14 protein-coding genes are annotated in these 18,132 nt (G+C 55.8%); all 14 read right to left on the reverse strand.

All coding sequences use genetic code 11. From position 1 onward, the window contains the following. Positions 1-47: 47 nt before the first annotated feature. Positions 48-1,082, reverse strand: a complete 1,035-nt coding sequence (locus tag MKX76_RS15205) for a rod shape-determining protein (RefSeq protein WP_007130727.1) — start codon at positions 1,080-1,082, stop codon at positions 48-50. Positions 1,083-1,120: 38 nt separating this feature from the next. After that, on the reverse strand, positions 1,121-1,810 hold the full coding sequence (radC, locus tag MKX76_RS15210; RefSeq protein WP_007130728.1) for a RadC family protein: 690 nt from the start codon (positions 1,808-1,810) through the stop codon (positions 1,121-1,123). Positions 1,811-1,898: 88 nt separating this feature from the next. Continuing rightward, positions 1,899-2,510, reverse strand: coding sequence for a Maf family protein (locus tag MKX76_RS15215; RefSeq protein ID WP_341034091.1), 612 nt, complete (start codon positions 2,508-2,510; stop codon positions 1,899-1,901). A 25-nt stretch (positions 2,511-2,535) separates the two neighbouring features. After that, on the reverse strand, positions 2,536-2,778 hold the full coding sequence (locus tag MKX76_RS15220) for a DUF4321 domain-containing protein (protein WP_007130730.1): 243 nt from the start codon (positions 2,776-2,778) through the stop codon (positions 2,536-2,538). A gap of 127 nt (positions 2,779-2,905) precedes the next feature. Next, complete coding sequence (locus MKX76_RS15225; RefSeq protein ID WP_341034092.1) at positions 2,906-4,339, reverse strand: SPOR domain-containing protein; 1,434 nt, start codon at positions 4,337-4,339, stop codon at positions 2,906-2,908. A 206-nt stretch (positions 4,340-4,545) separates the two neighbouring features. After that, entirely contained in the window at positions 4,546-5,919 is a 1,374-nt protein-coding gene (murC, locus tag MKX76_RS15230) for a UDP-N-acetylmuramate--L-alanine ligase (RefSeq protein ID WP_028406582.1), read from the reverse strand. A gap of 6 nt (positions 5,920-5,925) precedes the next feature. Beyond that, positions 5,926-7,329 (reverse strand): bifunctional folylpolyglutamate synthase/dihydrofolate synthase, encoded by a 1,404-nt coding sequence (locus MKX76_RS15235; protein ID WP_245256068.1) that lies wholly within the window; start codon positions 7,327-7,329, stop codon positions 5,926-5,928. A gap of 7 nt (positions 7,330-7,336) precedes the next feature. Next, positions 7,337-10,006, reverse strand: coding sequence for a valine--tRNA ligase (locus MKX76_RS15240; protein ID WP_007130734.1), 2,670 nt, complete (start codon positions 10,004-10,006; stop codon positions 7,337-7,339). A gap of 623 nt (positions 10,007-10,629) precedes the next feature. After that, on the reverse strand, positions 10,630-12,018 hold the full coding sequence (locus MKX76_RS15245; RefSeq protein ID WP_341034095.1) for a LysM peptidoglycan-binding domain-containing protein: 1,389 nt from the start codon (positions 12,016-12,018) through the stop codon (positions 10,630-10,632). Positions 12,019-12,262: 244 nt separating this feature from the next. Then, positions 12,263-13,168: an RluA family pseudouridine synthase gene (locus MKX76_RS15250; RefSeq protein WP_340901196.1), complete on the reverse strand. Its 906-nt coding sequence runs from the start codon at positions 13,166-13,168 to the stop codon at positions 12,263-12,265. After that, positions 13,165-14,460, reverse strand: a complete 1,296-nt coding sequence (hemL, locus tag MKX76_RS15255; protein WP_028406586.1) for a glutamate-1-semialdehyde 2,1-aminomutase — start codon at positions 14,458-14,460, stop codon at positions 13,165-13,167. Before hemL ends, MKX76_RS15250 begins: the two co-directional genes overlap by 4 nt. Positions 14,461-14,498: 38 nt before the next feature. Then, complete coding sequence (hemB, locus tag MKX76_RS15260; RefSeq protein WP_340901201.1) at positions 14,499-15,494, reverse strand: porphobilinogen synthase; 996 nt, start codon at positions 15,492-15,494, stop codon at positions 14,499-14,501. A gap of 121 nt (positions 15,495-15,615) precedes the next feature. Then, the gene (cobA, locus tag MKX76_RS15265) at positions 15,616-17,172 is read right to left on the reverse strand and encodes a uroporphyrinogen-III C-methyltransferase (protein WP_028406587.1); all 1,557 of its coding nucleotides are present in this window, start codon (positions 17,170-17,172) and stop codon (positions 15,616-15,618) included. 4 nt (positions 17,173-17,176) lie between these two features. Further along, on the reverse strand, positions 17,177-18,130 hold the full coding sequence (hemC, locus tag MKX76_RS15270) for a hydroxymethylbilane synthase (protein ID WP_007130740.1): 954 nt from the start codon (positions 18,128-18,130) through the stop codon (positions 17,177-17,179). Positions 18,131-18,132 lie beyond the last annotated feature (2 nt).

The following is an 18,132-nucleotide window of genomic DNA, read 5'->3' on the forward strand; positions in this document are numbered from 1 at the left end:
TTACTGTTTTTCTCTCCCAACATTAGGGGTTTACACGCATCTTGGGTCTACCGTTTGGAACGGACGGCAGAGCTGCTCCGGGATTTGAACAGGTGGATGTTTTCGAGCGCCTTGCCCGTACCGATCGCCACGCAGTCCAGCGGATTCTCGGCAACGATCACCGGCATGCCGGTCTCTTCGGCAAGCAGCTTGTCCAGGTTGCGCAGCAGCGCGCCGCCGCCGGTCAGGACGATACCGCGGTCCATAATATCCGCAGCAAGCTCCGGAGGACATTTCTCCAGCGTAACCTTCACCGCATCCACAATGGCGTTGATCGTGTCAGCCAGCGCTTCGCTAATCTCATCGGACGTAATCGTAATGGTCTTCGGCAGACCGGTTACCAGGTCGCGCCCGCGGATTTCCATCGTTTCCACCGTTTCAAGCGGCATGGCGGAGCCGACTTCCATCTTCAACAGCTCGGCGGTGCGCTCACCGATCATCAGATTATATTGTCGTTTGATATAGGAAATAATAGAATCATCCATCTCATCGCCGGCAACCCGAACCGAACGGCTCGTTACGATGCCGCCGAGCGAGATAACCGCAACCTCGGTGGTGCCGCCGCCGATATCAACTACCATGCTGCCGGTCGGCTCCCATACAGGCAGGTCCGCACCGATCGCGGCCGCGAACGGCTCCTCAATGATATACGCCTCGCGTGCGCCGGCTTGCTTGGTCGCATCCTCTACCGCACGCTGCTCAACCGCCGTAATGCCCGAAGGAACACAGACCATCACATTCGGATGGCGCGGGAAAACGGAGCGCTGCTTCTGCGCTTGGCGAATAAAATACTTAATCATCGTTGCCGTCGTATCAAAATCAGCAATGACGCCGTCCTTCATCGGACGGATGGCACGGATGTTGCCCGGCGTACGTCCGATCATTTTCTTTGCGGACTCGCCGACCGCCTCAATCGTCTTTGTATCCGTACGCAGTGCAACCACAGACGGCTCCCTCACGACAATTCCTTTACCGCGGACATAGACCAGCGTATTCGCCGTCCCCAAATCGATTCCCAAATCTTTTGTAAAACCACCCAACATGATGTATCTCCCTTTCTTCCTCAATCTGAACTATTATATTACATCAAGCCCCGTTCCTTCAAACTTACGAACGATCCGTCCCCGATAATCAGATGATCCAGCACGTCGATCCCGACAATCTGTCCCGCCTCCACCAGACGGGAGGTAAGGGAAATGTCTTCCGGGCTGGGCGTCGGATCTCCGCTTGGATGGTTGTGCGCGCATACCAGCGACGCACTGCTGCATTTGATAGCCGCTCTGAACACCTCGCGGGGATGAACGATGGAAGCGTTGAGGCTCCCCATCGATAACGTTTCCTGGGCAATGACGTGATTCTTCGTATTTAAAAACAAGCAGACAAAATGCTCTTTCTGCAAATATCGCATCTGTTCACTGAGCAGCTCCGCTGCATCATGCGGATTGCGTATAATGACAGGCTCCACATGCCTGGATGCCGCCAATCGCCGTCCAAGCTCTATGCCAGCCTTCAGCTGAACGGCCTTGGCGGTTCCAATTCCTTTAATTTGCGTAAGTTCTTCGATGCTGAGGTCCACGAGCTGCCGGATTCCTCCGGCTTCCTTAAGCAGCCGCTGCGCTATATGTACGGCAGATTCCTGGCGGGTTCCTGTTCGAAGCAATATCGCCAGCAATTCCGCATGGCTCAGTGCGCTCGCCCCATAATGCATCATGCGTTCTCTTGGTCGTTCGTCATGGGGGATGTCGCGCAGCAATAATGTTGGCGACTCCATAGATTCCCCTACTTTCTAAGAATAAAATCAATCGGTTTCAGCTTGCCCCGGGTGCTCCCAAGGACAGCGAACCGATCAGCCTTTATATCTACGATTCGGTTAGTACATCCATCCCCATCTCAGACAGCATGTCCGACAGCAGAGAAAGCGGAAGGCCGACGACATTAAAATAGTCGCCCTCAATACCTTCGATAAGCGTTGCTCCAAGGCCCTGAATCGCATACGCACCGGCCTTGTCCATCGGTTCGCCGCTCCTTACATAAGCTTCAACCGCATCCGGACTCAAGCGTTTCATGCTCACTTTGGTTTCGCGGTGAGACACCTTGATCGCGCCCGATGCCAGATCGATGCATGCAACTCCCGTAAATACCCGGTGAGCGCGTCCCTGAAGCATGGTCAGCATTCGCACCGCATCGTCATGATCCACCGGTTTCCCCAGCACGAGATCCTCCAGTACAACAACCGTGTCGCTTCCGACGATAATCCCGCCGCCCTGGTCCGTATTCAGCTTGCGGTGAACCGCATCCGCCTTACGCAGAGCCAGCGATTCTACAATCCGGTCCGGGGACCATTCTGCAGGCGTATCCTCATTCGCTTCACTCGGCACGATATCGAATGGAATTCGAAGGGAGGCGATCAGCTCCTGGCGCCGAGGAGAGGTCGAAGCCAGTATTATACGGCGATTTCTCTTCTCTTTCAAGGGGGATAGTCTCCTTTGTCATGTCTTAGAGCCTGCGGTATAGCCAGATCGCTGCAATGATGCCCAGCAGACTAAGCAGGCTGAAATGAAGTTCAAGGTTAATGTCGTAAATGATGATGTCAAGGTCGGCTGAAGGGGACCACTTGATGGGCGTAGACGCCGTTAGAAACGACACCGCCTTAACCGGCTCAAGCGCCTTCGCGATCCATGTGCCGGCAAGCCACCCTAACAGCAAAAATAAGATGAGCATTCCTTTATTTTTCTTCATGCATCCTCTTCCCTCGCCATTTTTTGACACCCTAATTATTATACGGTGAATCGATAAGCAATACAAACAGAAATCCGGCAGGGGGAACTATTTCCAATTCCTTGCCGGATTTTACGATGATTTGAAATTATAGGCCGTCCAGGAGCTTCTTCTGGCCCATGATATAGTTCATCATGCCTGTTTGAATCTCCCACAAATGCCCCTTGGATTGATTTTTGATATATTCGGAGAGCGCCATAACCGATCCATTCATGGATTGTTCCATCATTGGGAGCACGGCCAGAGACTCCGGTCCCAGTCCTTCAGACAGCTGCTTGACCGATTGGATCCACTGCTGATGGAGGTTTGTCACGCTCTTCATCGCTTCCGCAGCTGCCGGCCCTCCCCCCTCCTGTTGGCCCAATAGAGAAGCAGACAGCGCACTCAGCTCGGAGACCAGCTGGCCGCTGACCGTAAAATAGTCCGTAAGCGTCTTCGCTTCACCGGAATACACCCGGGGCTCGGCCTGCGGCAAGGAAATTTCCCGCACGTAGAGCTCGACCCCTTCGGCCTTGAGCTGATTGCTCAGCAGCTTGGCCTGTTCCCGATCCGGCGATATGCCCGCATAGACCCGATTTTCCTCATTCGGATCCCCTCCGGCCGCGATTCCTGCCGCCAGCAGCTCGCTCTTCGCCTGCTCCACGCGCTCGGGCGTGCTGAAAACACCGTACTGCAGCATATAGAAGGTCGATCCCGGAATTTGCACGGCCGTGGCAGGCTGTTGTCCGGAAGGTGCCGGTGCCCCCGTGCTTTCACCCGTTCCCGTTCCCGCTTCGTTTTCAATCACCGTCTCACTGCCCGTCCCTGGCGCCGATATATCCCCATTGGTACTGCTGCCGGCGCCGCCGTTAAACATCGTCAGAACCATGTACCCGAACATTAACCCGGTGATGACCGCTGCACTGACCGCAGCCGCCATCTTCCAGAAGGACGTCGGCCGCTTCGTCCGGTAATAGCTGTAATCATCTCCCTGTGTTCCCTCATAGAAAACCCCGTCCTGTTGTCCGCTTTCCCATGGATCTTGCTGCGGAGGTACTGCTGAGAATTTTCCCGTACGGGAGTGGGAGTCAATCGCGCCGCCATCCCATACCTCAGGAAGATCCTGATATGGATCCGGGTGCTCCGGATTGCCATTGCCTGCCAATTGCTCATTGGCAGCCTGAAGCCGCCTTCTCTCCTCGGCCAGCCGTCCTCTTCGCGAGGAGTCCCGGCTGCTGCGCAGCCTCCGATCATCCAACGCATCCGGCTGATCCGTCTTTGCCTCGGGATGAACAACGCGCAGATGCTCTGGTTTGGGATCGGCCGATGAAGCCGAATGGTCGATGAAGCCGTTTGAATTCCAGCTTCCGGGTGCTCCATCATCCTCCATCCCCAGTCTCTCGAAATCCCAATCGCTGGGCGTATTCCAGTTTGAAACCCCCAGTTCATTCGTGCAGGGCTCTTCCTGCATGCCCCTGCCGTTCCGATGATTCGGTTTGGGAGGGTCATGGTCAAAACGGATGGTCATCCGCGCTTTGTTCATATTCACACACCTCACTTGTCCTCTCTATACCTAGCTATATGATAGGGCTTGGCAAGTTATGTGCGGCTGAGAAAAGAACAAATAAGGGCCCGTTTCACCGTGTTCGTGTCCGAACAAAGGAAAACGGGCCCTGACGCGTCAGGATCCGGTGAGCTATGCTCTGAAGTGCATAAGCTCGCGCCTGACGGCATGGTTTAATCGTAATCTTACTTGCCTTTTATGGATTCCGCGAGTGCCGCTCCAACCTTCCAGATGTCGCCTGCCCCCATCGTGAGGACAAGGTCTCCGTCCTTGACCCGGTCCTTCAAGTCGCTCAGGACATCTTCCTTCGTCGGCAAATAGCGCGCGCCCGGATTGCTGTTCTGCACGATCAATTCGACCAGCTTTGCCGAGCTGATGCCCTCGATTTGCTTCTCGCCGGCCGGGGAATAAATGTCCGTAATGATCACCTCATCCGCGTCACCGAAGGCTCGGCTGAACGCATCCAGGAGGAAGAAGGTTCTTGAATACCGCTGCGGCTGGAAGACGGCAATAATTCGCTTGCCCGTCGCTTTGGCGGCGCTGATGGTCGCTTCAATCTCCGTCGGATGATGAGCGTAATCGTCGATCACCAGGATGCCGTTCGATTCCCCTAGCACCTGGAAACGGCGCTTCGCCCCGTTGAACTTCACGATCGCTCTTGCGATCGCTTCGAATGAAATGCCGGCTTTCAGGCAGCTGATAACCGTTGCCATCGCATTATAAACATTATGCTTGCCGGGCACGGACAATTCGACCGTTCCCAGCTCCTGTCCACGGTGAAGCATCTTGAAGCTGACATGACGATCGCCCAGCACAAGCTGGGTCGCCGTATAATCGGCATCCGAATGAATGCCGTACGTCGTCACGTTGCAGCGCAGCTCCGGTAGAATGGCCTGGATATTCGCGTCGTCCGCACATACGACCGCCGTGCCGTCCTCTTTGATCTGGCTGAGGAACTGCACATAGGCCGCTTTCAGACGATTGAAGTCGCCATCGTAATTTTCAAGATGATCGGCTTCGATATTGAGCACGACGCCAAGCCATGGATGATATTGCAGGAATGAGCCGTCGCTCTCATCCGCTTCCGCTACGACATGCTCGCCTTCGCCGGCTTTGGCATTCGTGCCGACGTTCATGATTTCGCCGCCGATGATGAATGTCGGATCCGCTCCGCACTCTTCCATGACGAGGGCGATCATCGATGAAGTGGTCGTTTTGCCGTGCGCCCCCGCAACGGCCACACCCTTGCGTTCATTCAGCAGGCGGGCCAGCATCTGGGCGCGGTGAAGAACAGGAATATTGAGCTTCTCCGCCTCGACTCGCTCCACATTATCCTTGGACAATGCGGTCGAGTAGACGACGAGATCTGCTCCCTTCACCTGCTCCGCCGTATGTCCGATATATATTTTGGCGCCTTTGGCCGCCAGCTTTTCTGTCAATTCCTGAGATGCCACGTCAGAACCCGTGACTTTATAACCCATCTCCAGCATAACTCGTGCAATGGCGCTCATCCCATAGCCGCCAATTCCGATGAAATGAACATGTTCTGATGTATTCAACAGATATCACCAACCTTTTTCAGAATCGGAAAGGCCCAGGAGGCTGGAACGCACGTCGGCAATCAGGTACAACGTGCCCGACACCACCCCAAGATCCTCCGCTTCCGTCCGTGACTTCAACTCTTCAAGTGCGTTTTTCCAATTTGGTTCTATGATGATTTGCAGTGTACGTTTCGCATATTGCTCCCTCACCTGCTCTACGATGTCCCCTAACGCCTTGGCGTCCAATTTCTTCCGGAAATCCGGTTCGGTCAGGATAAGCGTATCCACTATTGGCAGTATATGCTGCAAATACGAATCATGATGCTTATTCGCCAGCATTCCCATCATCAAGTTCAGCTTCCGGTATTTATAGATCTGCGGCAGGCTTTTGGCCAGCGCCTCCGCCCCTTCCGGATTATGCGCCCCGTCGAGAACGATCCGCGGCGAGCTCTGCACAAGCTCCAGTCTTCCCGCCCAGAATGTCTCCTTAAAGCCTTGGCGCAGATCATCATCCTCCACGATAAAAGCCATGTACTGGCGAAGGACTTCCAAAGTCATCATCGACAGCGCGGCATTCGCGCATTGATGCTCTCCCTGCATGGATATATTGATATCCATGCTCCGGAACGGTCCTTGGAAATGGAAGGTCTGGCCTTCTTCATCGCTGCGAAGGCGTTCATAGGTGAATTGCTCACCGGCCAGATACAGCGTCGTCCGGTTCCGCTCCACCGTCTCCTTCAGAATCGCTATGGCCTCAGGCTGCGTGACGGTGCTTACCACCGGCACGCCGGGCTTAATAATGCCGGCCTTTTCCCTTGCGATCTCCTCAATGGTGTCCCCCAGAACGTCGGTGTGATCCATCCCGATATTCGTGATCACCGATACGATCGGATGCACGATGTTGGTCACATCGAGGCGGCCGCCCAGCCCGGTCTCCCATACCACGACGTCGGGATAGCTCACCTCGGCGTAATACAGGATGGCCAGTGCCGTAGACACCTCGAACATGGTCGGTGAACCAAGGCCTGATTGCGCGATTTCCTCAACGAGCGGCTGCAAGCGGTTAGCAAGCGCAAGCAGCGTCTCCTCGGGAATGTCTTCGCCGTTATATTGGAACCGGTTTGTAAACTTCGTGATATAAGGGGACGTATACGTTCCGACGGAGAATCCGCCTTGGAGCAGCGTCTTCGTCAGAAACGCACAGGTCGACCCCTTGCCGTTCGTCCCGGCCACATGGATAAATTTCAAGCGGCGCTCGGGATGGCCAAGCCGCTGCATCAGCTGCTGGATCCGTTCCATGCCCGGACGAATCCCGAATGCCACTAACCCGTTGATCCAATCTACCGCTTCCTCATACGTTTGGAATGGAGCTGCAACGGCAGCTCCCGAATGATCCCCCATCGATTTCACCTTCTGGTCCAGATTCATAAGCTGTTTAGCCTCTCAATTCTTCAATACGCGCGATGACCTTGCTGCGTTTATCCGAATAATCTGCCAGCTTCGCGCGTTCTTCTTCAATGACTTTTTCAGGCGCCTTGGACACGAAGCCGGGGTTGTTCAGCTTCTTCTCCACCCGCTCGACCTCGCTGTTCAGATGCTGAATCTCCTTCTCCAGACGGGCGATCTCCTGCGCAATATCGATCAATCCCGCCAGCGGCAGGAATAATTCAACACCGGTAACAACCGCAGTCATGGCCTTCTCCGGCGTTGCCAGCCCGAGCGAGGATTGGTATTCCGACGTATTGCAGAATCGGCGGATATAATCGGCGTTGCGGTCGATAATGCCCGCGATCTGCTCATTCACCGGCTTGAGCAGGAGCTCGACCTTTTTGCTCATCGGCACATTCACTTCGGCCCGGATGTTGCGGACCGCACGAATGACATCCATCAGCAGATTCATTTCCGCAACCGACTCCGGATTCTCGAACGCCGGATCATAGACCGGCCAGGAAGCCAGCATCACAGTCTCGCCCTCATGCGGCAGATGCTGCCAGATTTCCTCCGAGATGAACGGCATGAACGGATGAATCAGGCGCATCGTGCGATCCAGCACGTAAGCAAGCACCGATTGCGTCTTTTTCTTGGCTGCCTGATCCTCGCCATAGAGAGACAGCTTCGCAAATTCAATATACCAATCGCACAGATCATCCCAGATGAAATTGTAGAGCAGTCGACCGGTTTCGCCAAATTCGTAGGCATCAATTAGACGCGTAATATCGCGGGAAGTTTCGTTGAGTCGATGCAGAATCCAGCGATCGGCGGTGCCGAGCTCCCCGGAAATATCAATATCGGCGGCGGTGAAGCCCTCCAGATTCATGAGCGCAAAGCGGGATGCGTTCCAAATTTTGTTCGCGAAGTTTCGTGCCTGCTCGACGCGCTCCCAGCGGAACCGCAGATCCTGCCCCGGTGTGCTGCCTGTCGAAATCATGTAACGCATCGCATCTGCGCCGTACTTCTCGATGACCTCAAGCGGATCGATGCCGTTGCCCAGCGATTTCGACATTTTGCGGCCTTCGCTGTCACGAACCAAGCCGTGGATCAACGTATCCTTAAACGGCATTTGCCCCGTAAATTCAAGCCCTTGGAAAATCATCCGCGATACCCAGAACGGAATGATGTCATATCCGGTTACGAGTACGCTGGTCGGATAGTAGCGCTTCAGGTCCTCGCTGTCCTCGTTCGGCCAGCCCATCGTCGAGAACGGCCATAATGCCGAGCTGAACCACGTATCCAGCACGTCCTCATCCTGTCTCAGATCATCCTTGCCGAGCTTCGCGCGCGCTTCTTCCTCGTTCATTGCGACAACGACTTCGCCGGTGGATTCGGAATACCAGGCCGGAATCCGATGCCCCCACCACAATTGCCGGGAAATGCACCAGTCGCGGACGTTCTCCATCCAGTGCAGATAGGTGCGCTCGAACCGTTCAGGAACGAAGTTTACCCCATTGCCGGACTTCTGTGCCTCGATTGCCGCTTCGGCGAGCGGCTGCATTTTAACAAACCATTGCGTTGACAAATAAGGCTCTACCACCGCACCGCTTCGCTCGCTGTGTCCAACCTGGTGAACATGGTCTTCGATCCGGATAAGAACGCCGGACTCCTTGAGATCATTGACGATTTGCTTGCGGCATTCACTGCGGTCCAGACCTTCATACCGACCGGCAAACTCGTTCATCGTTCCCGACTCGTCCATCACCGTAATTTGAGGCAAATTATGCCGCAGTCCCATCTCAAAATCGTTCGGATCATGCGCAGGCGTAATTTTCACGGCGCCGCTGCCGAATTCCTTCTCCACATACTCATCGGCAATGACCGGAATTTCACGCCCCACGATCGGCAGAACCAAAGTTTTGCCAATCATATCCTTATAGCGCTCATCCTCCGGATGAACGGCGACAGCCGTATCGCCGAGCATCGTCTCCGGACGGGTCGTCGCGACCGTGATGGAGCCGCTGCCGTCTTTGAGCGGATATTCCAGATGATACAGATGCCCGTTCACTTCTTTATATTCTACTTCAATATCGGACAGGGCGGTCCGGGCAGCCGGGTCCCAATTGATGATCCGCTTGCCGCGGTAAATCAGCCCTTTTTCATAAAGCTTGACGAACACCTGGCGAACCGCGTCCGACAGCCCTTCGTCCATCGTAAAGCGTTCCCTGGAGTAATCGAGGGACAGACCGATCTTCGACCATTGATCGCGAATGGTGCCGGCGTACAGCTCCTTCCACTCCCATACCTTCTCGAGGAATTTCTCGCGGCCGAGATCGTAGCGGGTAACGCCTTCCTCACGGAGCTTCTGCTCTACCTTCGCCTGCGTAGCAATTCCCGCATGGTCGGAGCCGGGGAGCCACAACGCATCGTAGCCCTGCATGCGTTTGAAGCGGATCAGGATATCTTGCAGCGTGAAATCAAGAGCATGGCCGATATGAAGCATTCCCGTCACGTTCGGAGGCGGGATTACGATCGTATAGGGCTTCGCGTCCGGACGCTTGCCCGCTTCGAAATAGCCGCCTTCCTTCCAATAAGGGTACCATTTTTGCTCCGCAGCCTTCGGGTCATACGTCGTCGGCATTTGCGTCTGAGATTGCGTTTGCTTTTCTTCCATATTTTCGTACCTCCGTCACTGTTAATCAGTTTTGCCATCCCAAAATGTTTTAGCCGCCCAAGCAGGGCGTTAATATCACATCGGCGGCGTGAAAACAAAAAAAGCCCTTCGTCCTCAAAGGACGAAAGACTGTTCTCTCGCGGTACCACCTTTGTTTCGCGCTTAGCAGCCGTCAGGAACTCCGTTCCTTACCGTGCTGTATCAATGAAGAGCTTGAAGCGCGACACTTTACGCAGATAACGGCTGCAGCCGGCGGGCTCTGACCGGCTTAGCATCATGGATGCTCCGGTTCAAGCACGCAACTCCCGGGCGACATTGGGCAAGCTGGTTCCTGCGGAATTTCACAGCGCCTATTACAGCAATTCCGCTCTCTGAAGGCCATATCTTCCTACTCTTCCCGTTCAACGTTGTTCACTTTAGAAATACCTGTACATATTCTATTCAAATATAACGCGGTTGTGCAATATAGTCAATATATCGAGTATTTCCGGCATTTTGCTGCTCCATACCTGCTTGCGCTCGGAAATGGCCGAAATAAAAAAAGAGCGTTCCCTTGCAAATGCCATGCAAGGGAACGCTCTGATGCAGCGCAGGCTTTGTCCTGCGATCGGGTTTTTGCAGATTTACTGAGGAATGTAAAGGACTTGCCCTTCCTCCACATTCTGCTCGGACATCCGATTGTACAGCAAGAGCTCGCGCGGCGAAAGCTGATACCTCTCCGCAATAGTATCCAGCGTCTCTTCCCGCTGAACGATGCACATCCGCACCTTCCGGAACGGCGTTTCCTCCCTGCGGTTGCCCAGGAACAAGCTCTTCCATTCGACATCCTCGGTTGAGGCGGGCTCCGCCAATTCCTCGGCCTTCTCTTCCTCATCCAGGGCGGCAATCTCCTGGTCCTGCACAAGCCGGCTGGAATGCAGCAGTGAAGAAAATCCTACGCCTGAAGAGGCTGCAGCATCGCTGCCCTTCGTCGAAAATGCGACCTTCAGCTCCGGCTTGCCCGGATCGGACGGCTCCTCGGCCTTCAGGACAACTTCCGCCTCCTCTGCCGCGCTGTCAGCAGGCTCCGGCGCTTCGTACGTTTCCTGAACCCCTGCATCAACAGCTTGCAGGTCCGGCACAGCCTCCACGCCGTCCCCCTTGCGGTCGACTACGCCCGGAAACGCCGATGCCACTTCCTCTGCTTGCGCTTCAGGAGCAGGCTCCGGCTCCGCCTTGCGTTCAAATTGCCATACACTTGGAACCGAAGGCTCCGCTTCCTGGGCGGCAGGCTCCGGATCATTATGTAAGGCGTATTCCACCGTATCACGCGCATCGGCATCATCAGCTGCTGCCGGCCTGCGGGTGTCCGAAGCCGGCTCTTCTTCGCGGCGGATTTGATTCTCGTACTGGGCCCATGATGCCAAATACTGCTGCGTCCGCTCCTCCTGCTCCTGGATGCTGGCCCGGAAGTTGACAAAAGGCGCTGTTTCGCTTGGATGCGAGGCAGCAGCATCATTGCTCCCGGAAGGCTCCTCATTGGCTTGGAACGGCTCGTACCCCGCCTCTGCCGCCGGTTCTCCAGCCGTTTGCGTGCCGGACGGCTCGGGAGCATGTACCACCGTGAATTCCTCATTCGCCCAAGCCTGATCCCGGACTCCCGGGGCCGCTGCCTGAATGCCTCTGAGCGACAGAACGCCGGTGATGTTAAGACTACGCCTCGATAACAGATCAATATCGAAGTTTTCGATCTCGACTGCAATGTCATCCAGCGACGATACCCGGTTCATCGGGACGGTGATTTCGACCGGAATCCAGTGCTCCAGCGGCTCCGATTCTCCGGTCTCGGTATCGCCTTTATACACGCCCGCCAGAAGCAGATGCCCCCGGAGCGTAGCCTGATCCTGCTGACTGATGACTTGAATATGCGGGATCAGTTCCGCTTCCTCTAATTCTTCGATTCCCGGCAGCTCTTCCGCCAAATTAATACGCTCATAAATATCAAACCGCAATCCGTAGGACTGGTCAAACACGGGAATGTCCTCCTTTCGGCATATACTATCCGTGATCTGTCGTTCACGGCATGAGCCATTTTTTTGCCACTCAACTTATTTATATGCGGGAAAAAGGAGTGCATGACTTTTTTACGGATTGGGGCTGAATCTTGGTGCTGGATCCGACCGGCAGGCAGCCTTATCTGCAGCGCCCTGAAGGGTTGTCGACAGGGCTGCTTGGCCGCTAGAGCAACAGCTTTGTATACATGCCTTCATGCTCGATTCACTCGTGCGCGAATTGTCTCCGAAGCGCTGTTAAATCCTCCGGCCACGGCGCATGGATCTCCAGCTCTTCGCCGGTGAAGGGATGGGAAAAATGCAGTCTTTCCCCGTGAAGCGCCTGTCTGCCAAGGCCGATGGCGCGGCCCCCGTACATCGTATCCCCGAGCAGCGGATGCCCCATATGGCTCAAGTGAACCCGGATTTGATGCGTCCGCCCGGTTTCAAGGCTTACATGCAGCAAGCTCGTGCCCGGGTAGATCTCCGATGAAATAATATGGGTAATGGCCGGCTGTCCGGTAAGCGAAACCCGGCGGCGGCCCGAATGATGGCGATCCTTCCCGATCGGCAGGGCGATGGTTTTCAAGTCATCCCCTACCCGGCCTTGAACGATGGCGGCATAGATGCGGACGATCTCCTTCTTCCGCATCGCTTCATCCAGCTTGAGCTGGGCGTATTCATTCTTGGCGTACAATACCGGCCCCGTCGTATCCTTATCCAGCCTGTGGATATGCCGGACGGCCGCGCGGATTCCAGCCGTTTCATAATAAGCCGCAACCGCGTGATTGAGCGTGATCTCCCGGCTGGCAGGGTCTGCGGGATGAACGGACATCCCCGCAGGCTTGTTCACGACGAGGCAAAATTCATCCTCGTACAGCACGTCAAGCTCATGCCACCTCGGCTCGATCCCATATTCCCGGTAAGGAAAAAGGACCAGCGACAGCCGGTCCCCTCTCCATCGTATTCCCTGTTCCTGACGGAGCTTGCGATACAGCTTCTCGGGCATCCCCACGGTATCCAGCAGCCACCGGCCGGCGGCTTCCTCCCGGTCCGCTTGTCCGGTCAGTGCTTTGCCCGGCGTCATTTCAAGCCATTCGCCCCGCCGGACCCAGCTTCCCTGATAGCTCATAAGCTCTTGAAGGCGTTATAGTTCGCCTCGATCGTTGCGTCGATATCCTCCGTCGTGTGCGCCGCGGATATGAACATGCCCTCGAACTGGGACGGCGGCACGCTGACGCCCTCCTGCACCATCGCGGCAAAATAACGGTTGAACCGCGCCAAATCGCTTGTTTTGGCGGTGTCGAAGTTAACGACCGGCACATCGGTAAAGAACGGGCAGACCATGGAGCCGATCCGGTTAATCGTGAGCGGAATGCCGAATTCCTTTGCATTGCGTTCAAAGCCGGCCTGCAGGCGTGCACCGCGCTCCTCCAGCTGATCATAGACCGCAGGCGTGAGCAGCTTCAGCGTCGTATAGCCTGCCGCCATCGCCAGCGGATTTCCGCTGAGCGTTCCCGCCTGATAGATCGGACCCGCCGGTGCAATTTGCTCCATCAGCTCCCGCTTGCCGCCATAAGCGCCAACCGGCAGGCCGCCGCCGATCACTTTGCCGAGGCAGGTCAAATCCGGCGTAACGCCATAACGACCCTGCGCACAGTTCAGGCCGACACGGAATCCGGTCATGACTTCGTCGAAAATAAGCAGGCTGCCATAATCGGCCGTCACCTTGCGGAGGCCCGCAAGGAAACCTTCCTGCGGCGGCACGACGCCCATATTGCCGGCAACCGGCTCTACAATGACGGCGGCAATCTCTTCGCCGAACCGTTCAAAGGCAAGCTGAACGGATTCCAAATCATTATACGGCACCGCAATGGTATTGGAAGCTACGCTTTCCGGAACGCCCGGGCTGTCAGGCAGGCCGAGCGTGGCGATACCTGAACCGGCTTTGATAAGAAGGCTGTCCGCATGACCGTGATAGGAGCCTTCGAATTTGATGATCTTACTGCGGCCGGTAACGCCTCTGGCAAGACGGATCGCGCTCATCGTCGCTTCCGTGCCGGAGTTCACCATGCGCACCACCTCGATGGACGGCACGCGCTCACAGACCAGCTTGGCCATCTCCGTCTCCAGAAGCGTCGGAGCACCGAAGCTGGTCCCTTTCTTCGCAGTCTCTTGGAGAGCTTCGACCACTTCCGGATGCGCATGTCCCATAATCAGCGGGCCCCAGGATCCGACATAATCGATAAAGCTGTTGCCATCGATATCATAAACGCGGCTTCCTTCCCCGCGCTCGATATAGATCGGCGTCAGTCCCACCGACTTGAACGCGCGGACAGGGCTGTTGACACCGCCGGGAATATACTTCTTGGCTTCTTCAAAGGCAGAGCGCGACAATTCTTCTTTTCTCAAACCTTGGCTCATATTAGCAACTCCTAACTGTATAATCGTATCGTTACGGGTTAGCGCATCCAGCGTGCCGCATCCTTGGAGAAATACGTAATGATAATATCGGCGCCGGCGCGTTTCATTCCGGTCAGCAGCTCCATAACGATCGCCTTCTCACTGATCCAGCCTTGCTGGGCGGCGGCTTTGATCATCGAATATTCCCCGCTGACATTGTAAGCCACGATCGGCAAGTCGAACTGATCTCGCAGCAATCTTACAACGTCAAGATAGGCCATCGCCGGCTTCACCATCAGCATGTCCGCACCTTCCAGCACGTCGGATTCCGCCTCGCGCAGTGCTTCCCTCACGTTCGCCGGGTCCATCTGGTACGTTTTCCGGTCCCCGAACTGCGGCGCGGAGTCGGCCGCCTCCCGGAACGGGCCGTAGAACGCCGACGCATATTTAACCGAATACGACATGATCGGCACGTTCTGGAAACCGGCATCGTCAAGACCCGAACGGATAGCCTGTACGAAACCGTCCATCATGTTGGACGGCGCGATAATATCCGCGCCCGCCTTGGCTTGGGATACGGCGGTACGGACGAGCAGCTCCAGGGATTCGTCGTTCAGGACGTCGCCGCACACATGGCCGTCACGCTCATACGTATGGACCATGCCGCAGTGCCCGTGATCCGTAAATTCGCACAGGCAGGTATCCGCAATGACGAGAAGATCCGGGTACCACGATTTAATAAGCCGGGTCGCTTCCTGAACGATTCCGTCGTCGGCAAACCCCGAGGTGCCGATACTGTCCTTCGTCTCCGGTATCCCGAACAGCAGCACAGCCGGAATGCCCAGCTGCACGATCTCATCCACTTCGTCCTTCAACGTATCGAGCGAAAAATGAAAGACGCCAGGCATCGACGAAATTTCGGTTTTCACGCCGCTGCCGTAGGTAACGAAGATCGGCTGCACCAAATCCTCGGGATGCAGCACGGTCTCGCGGACCATGCTGCGGATGCCGGCATTTTGACGCAGCCGGCGGTGGCGTACGATTGGAAAACTCATAGCTGTGACAACCTTTCTTTTTTAGAGGTTGTTCAAAAAGTCGTCTTTGAAAACCCGACTTTTTGAACTCGCAATTTTAGGAGATTACAAGCGATATATGGAAATTAAATGAATAATAGCCCTATCGCGTGCGAGGATCGTCTTCCTGCTGATTCCAGCTGCAGAGTGCCTCCACCAGACTGTCGATGGTTGCCTCCTCCGCCATCATCGTAACGTCCAGTCCGGCCTCGGCCGCGGTTTGGGCCGTGAGGGGACCGATGCAAGCGATGGCTGAGCCTTTCAGCAGCTCAACAGGGTTCTCGGCCCCCATCCGCTCAAGCACCTTCAGCAGGTTCGTAACGGTTGAGGAGCTCGTAAACGTAACGGCATGAATTCCGCCTTCGGCAAACAGCTTCATCAGCTCCTCGTCATCCTCCCCGCACAATACGTTCTCGTACATGGTTGCTTCCGTAACGGACAGCCCCATTTCGGTCAGCTTCTCTGGCAGCCATGAACGGCCCAGATTCCCTCGGGGAAGCAGTACGTTCTGGCCGGCAGCAAGCTCGGGGCCATAGGCATCGATCAAGCCTTCAGCCTGAAACCGCTCCTTCAGCACCTCAGGCGCTATGCCGTAATCGCGAAGCGCTTCGGCCGTAGCCGGGCCGACTGCAACGATCCGTGCACCGGCTAGCGAGCGGATGTCCCGCCCGTATTCTTTTAAATGACGGAAGAAGAATTCCACCCCGTTGGTGCTCGTGAAGAAGACCCAATCATAGGTCGGAAGCTTGTCCAGCGCGGACCGCAGGCCGGCAACAGCCTCATCCGATGTCGGCGCGATCGTTTCGATGACGGGAAATTCATAGGGTTCTCCGCCAAGGTCCTCGATTTTCGATACAAGCGAGCTGGCCTGGCTCCGGGTTCTCGTTACGAGAATTCGCTTGCCGAATAAGGGCAGCTTCTCGGCCCACTTCAGCCGCTCCCGCTGCAGGACGACATCCCCAACGACAATAACGGCAGGCGGCTGGAAGTCGGCCGCTTGGACCTTCTCCTCAATGTCGGCCAGCGTGCCGGTCAGCGTATCCTGCTCGGCGCGGGTTCCCCATCTTACCAGAGCTACGGGGGTTGCCGGAGACCGGCCATGCTTGATCAATTGACGGCTGATGTAGCCGATCTTTGCCACTCCCATCATGAAGATCAACGTCCCGGTTGCGTTGGTCACTTTATCCCATTGAATCATTCGATCGAGCTTCTCCGGACTCTCATGACCGGTCACGATGGACAAGGAAGAGGCATGCTCGCGATGGGTGACCGGTATGCCCGCGTAGGCCGGCACGCTGATCGCCGACGTGATTCCCGGCACGATCTCATATGAAATGCCGTTTTGCCTAAGCAGCTCCGCTTCCTCCCCGACCCTCCCGAATATGGTCGGGTCGCCGCCTTTCAAACGAACGACCACCTTGCCTTCCAGCGCCAAATCAACGAGCAGCTGGTTGATCTCCTCCTGCTTCATCGTATGCCGGTCGGGCAGCTTGCCGACGTACACCTTCTCGACGCCCGGCTTTGCCCACTTAAGCAGCCTTGGGCTCGCAAGCCGGTCATATACAATGGCATCGGCTTTCTCTATACATTCCTTGCCTTTAATTGTAATCAGGCGCGCGTCGCCAGGACCCGCTCCTACGAGATAAACCTTACCTGCCATCCCCTCATCCCCTAACTTGTGCCAGAATCTTCTCTGCTCCCTTAGCCTTCAGCTTCTCAGCCACTTCGATTCCGAGCGATTCAGGATCGGTTCCCTCGGCGGTTTCTTTAAGGATGATTTCGCCGTCCGGAGAACCTACCATACCTGTTAATTGTATAATGTTTTGAGCTCCGCGGGAATCTCCTGAATCCTCCTTGATGACAGCATACGCTCCGATCGGTACTTGGCAGCCCCCGTTCAGCTCGCTCAGGAACCTGCGTTCTGCCGATACGGTCCGTGCTGTCACCTCATCGTTGTAGAGGGATAGCAGATGCAGAAGCTCCGCATCGTTCTCGCGGCATTCGATTCCGAGCGCGCCTTGTCCCACGGCCGGCAAGCTGATATCGATTGGCAGATAGGACGTGATCCGATCCTCCCAGCCCATCCGCTGAAGACCTGCCGTTGCGAGAATAATAGCCTGGAATTCCCCGCTCTCCAGCTTCCGGATCCGGGAGTCGATATTGCCGCGGATCCAGTCAATCTTCAGATCCGGCCGGTACGCCTTCAGCTGGCTGGAGCGGCGCAGACTGCTTGTCCCCACCTTCGCCCCTTGCGGAAGATCATCCAATGTCGAGCCTTCCATGGAAATGAGGCAGTCGCGGGGATCCTTCCGCTTAGGAACGGCACCGGACACCAGGCCTTCCGGAAGAACGGACGGCATATCCTTCATGCTGTGCACCGCCATATCGATTTCCCCGTCCAGCATGGCTTGCTCGATTTCCTTTACGAACAGTCCTTTCCCGCCAACTTTGGACAGGGTGACATCGACAATGCGATCGCCTTTCGTGACGATTTTCTTGACGGTAAACTCGTACTCTAATCCATGTTCCTTCGCTAACCGCTTCAAATCATCGATAACTTGTCCTGTTTGTGTAAGTGCAAGAGCACTCTGCCTGCTGCCAACCACGATCGTGCGCATAT

The organism is Paenibacillus sp. FSL R5-0810, from assembly GCF_038002285.1.
Classification (GTDB): domain Bacteria; phylum Bacillota; class Bacilli; order Paenibacillales; family Paenibacillaceae; genus Paenibacillus_AQ; species Paenibacillus_AQ lactis.

Bases quoted from the DNA above. Each gene is read 5' to 3' on its own strand.
- MKX76_RS15240 (WP_007130734.1), bottom strand. From the start codon at position 10,006: ATGGAAGAAAAGCAAACGCAATCTCAGACGCAAATGCCGACGACGTAT.
- hemL (WP_028406586.1), bottom strand. From the start codon at position 14,460: ATGAGCCAAGGTTTGAGAAAAGAAGAATTGTCGCGCTCTGCCTTTGAA.
- cobA (WP_028406587.1), bottom strand. From the start codon at position 17,172: ATGGCAGGTAAGGTTTATCTCGTAGGAGCGGGTCCTGGCGACGCGCGC.
- MKX76_RS15225 (WP_341034092.1), bottom strand. From the start codon at position 4,339: ATGAACAAAGCGCGGATGACCATCCGTTTTGACCATGACCCTCCCAAA.
- MKX76_RS15220 (WP_007130730.1), bottom strand. From the start codon at position 2,778: ATGAAGAAAAATAAAGGAATGCTCATCTTATTTTTGCTGTTAGGGTGG.
- radC (WP_007130728.1), bottom strand. From the start codon at position 1,810: ATGGAGTCGCCAACATTATTGCTGCGCGACATCCCCCATGACGAACGA.
- hemB (WP_340901201.1), bottom strand. From the start codon at position 15,494: ATGAGTTTTCCAATCGTACGCCACCGCCGGCTGCGTCAAAATGCCGGC.
- hemC (WP_007130740.1), bottom strand. From the start codon at position 18,130: ATGCGCACGATCGTGGTTGGCAGCAGGCAGAGTGCTCTTGCACTTACA.
- MKX76_RS15250 (WP_340901196.1), bottom strand. From the start codon at position 13,168: ATGAGCTATCAGGGAAGCTGGGTCCGGCGGGGCGAATGGCTTGAAATG.
- MKX76_RS15205 (WP_007130727.1), bottom strand. From the start codon at position 1,082: ATGTTGGGTGGTTTTACAAAAGATTTGGGAATCGATTTGGGGACGGCG.
- MKX76_RS15235 (WP_245256068.1), bottom strand. From the start codon at position 7,329: ATGAATCTGGACCAGAAGGTGAAATCGATGGGGGATCATTCGGGAGCT.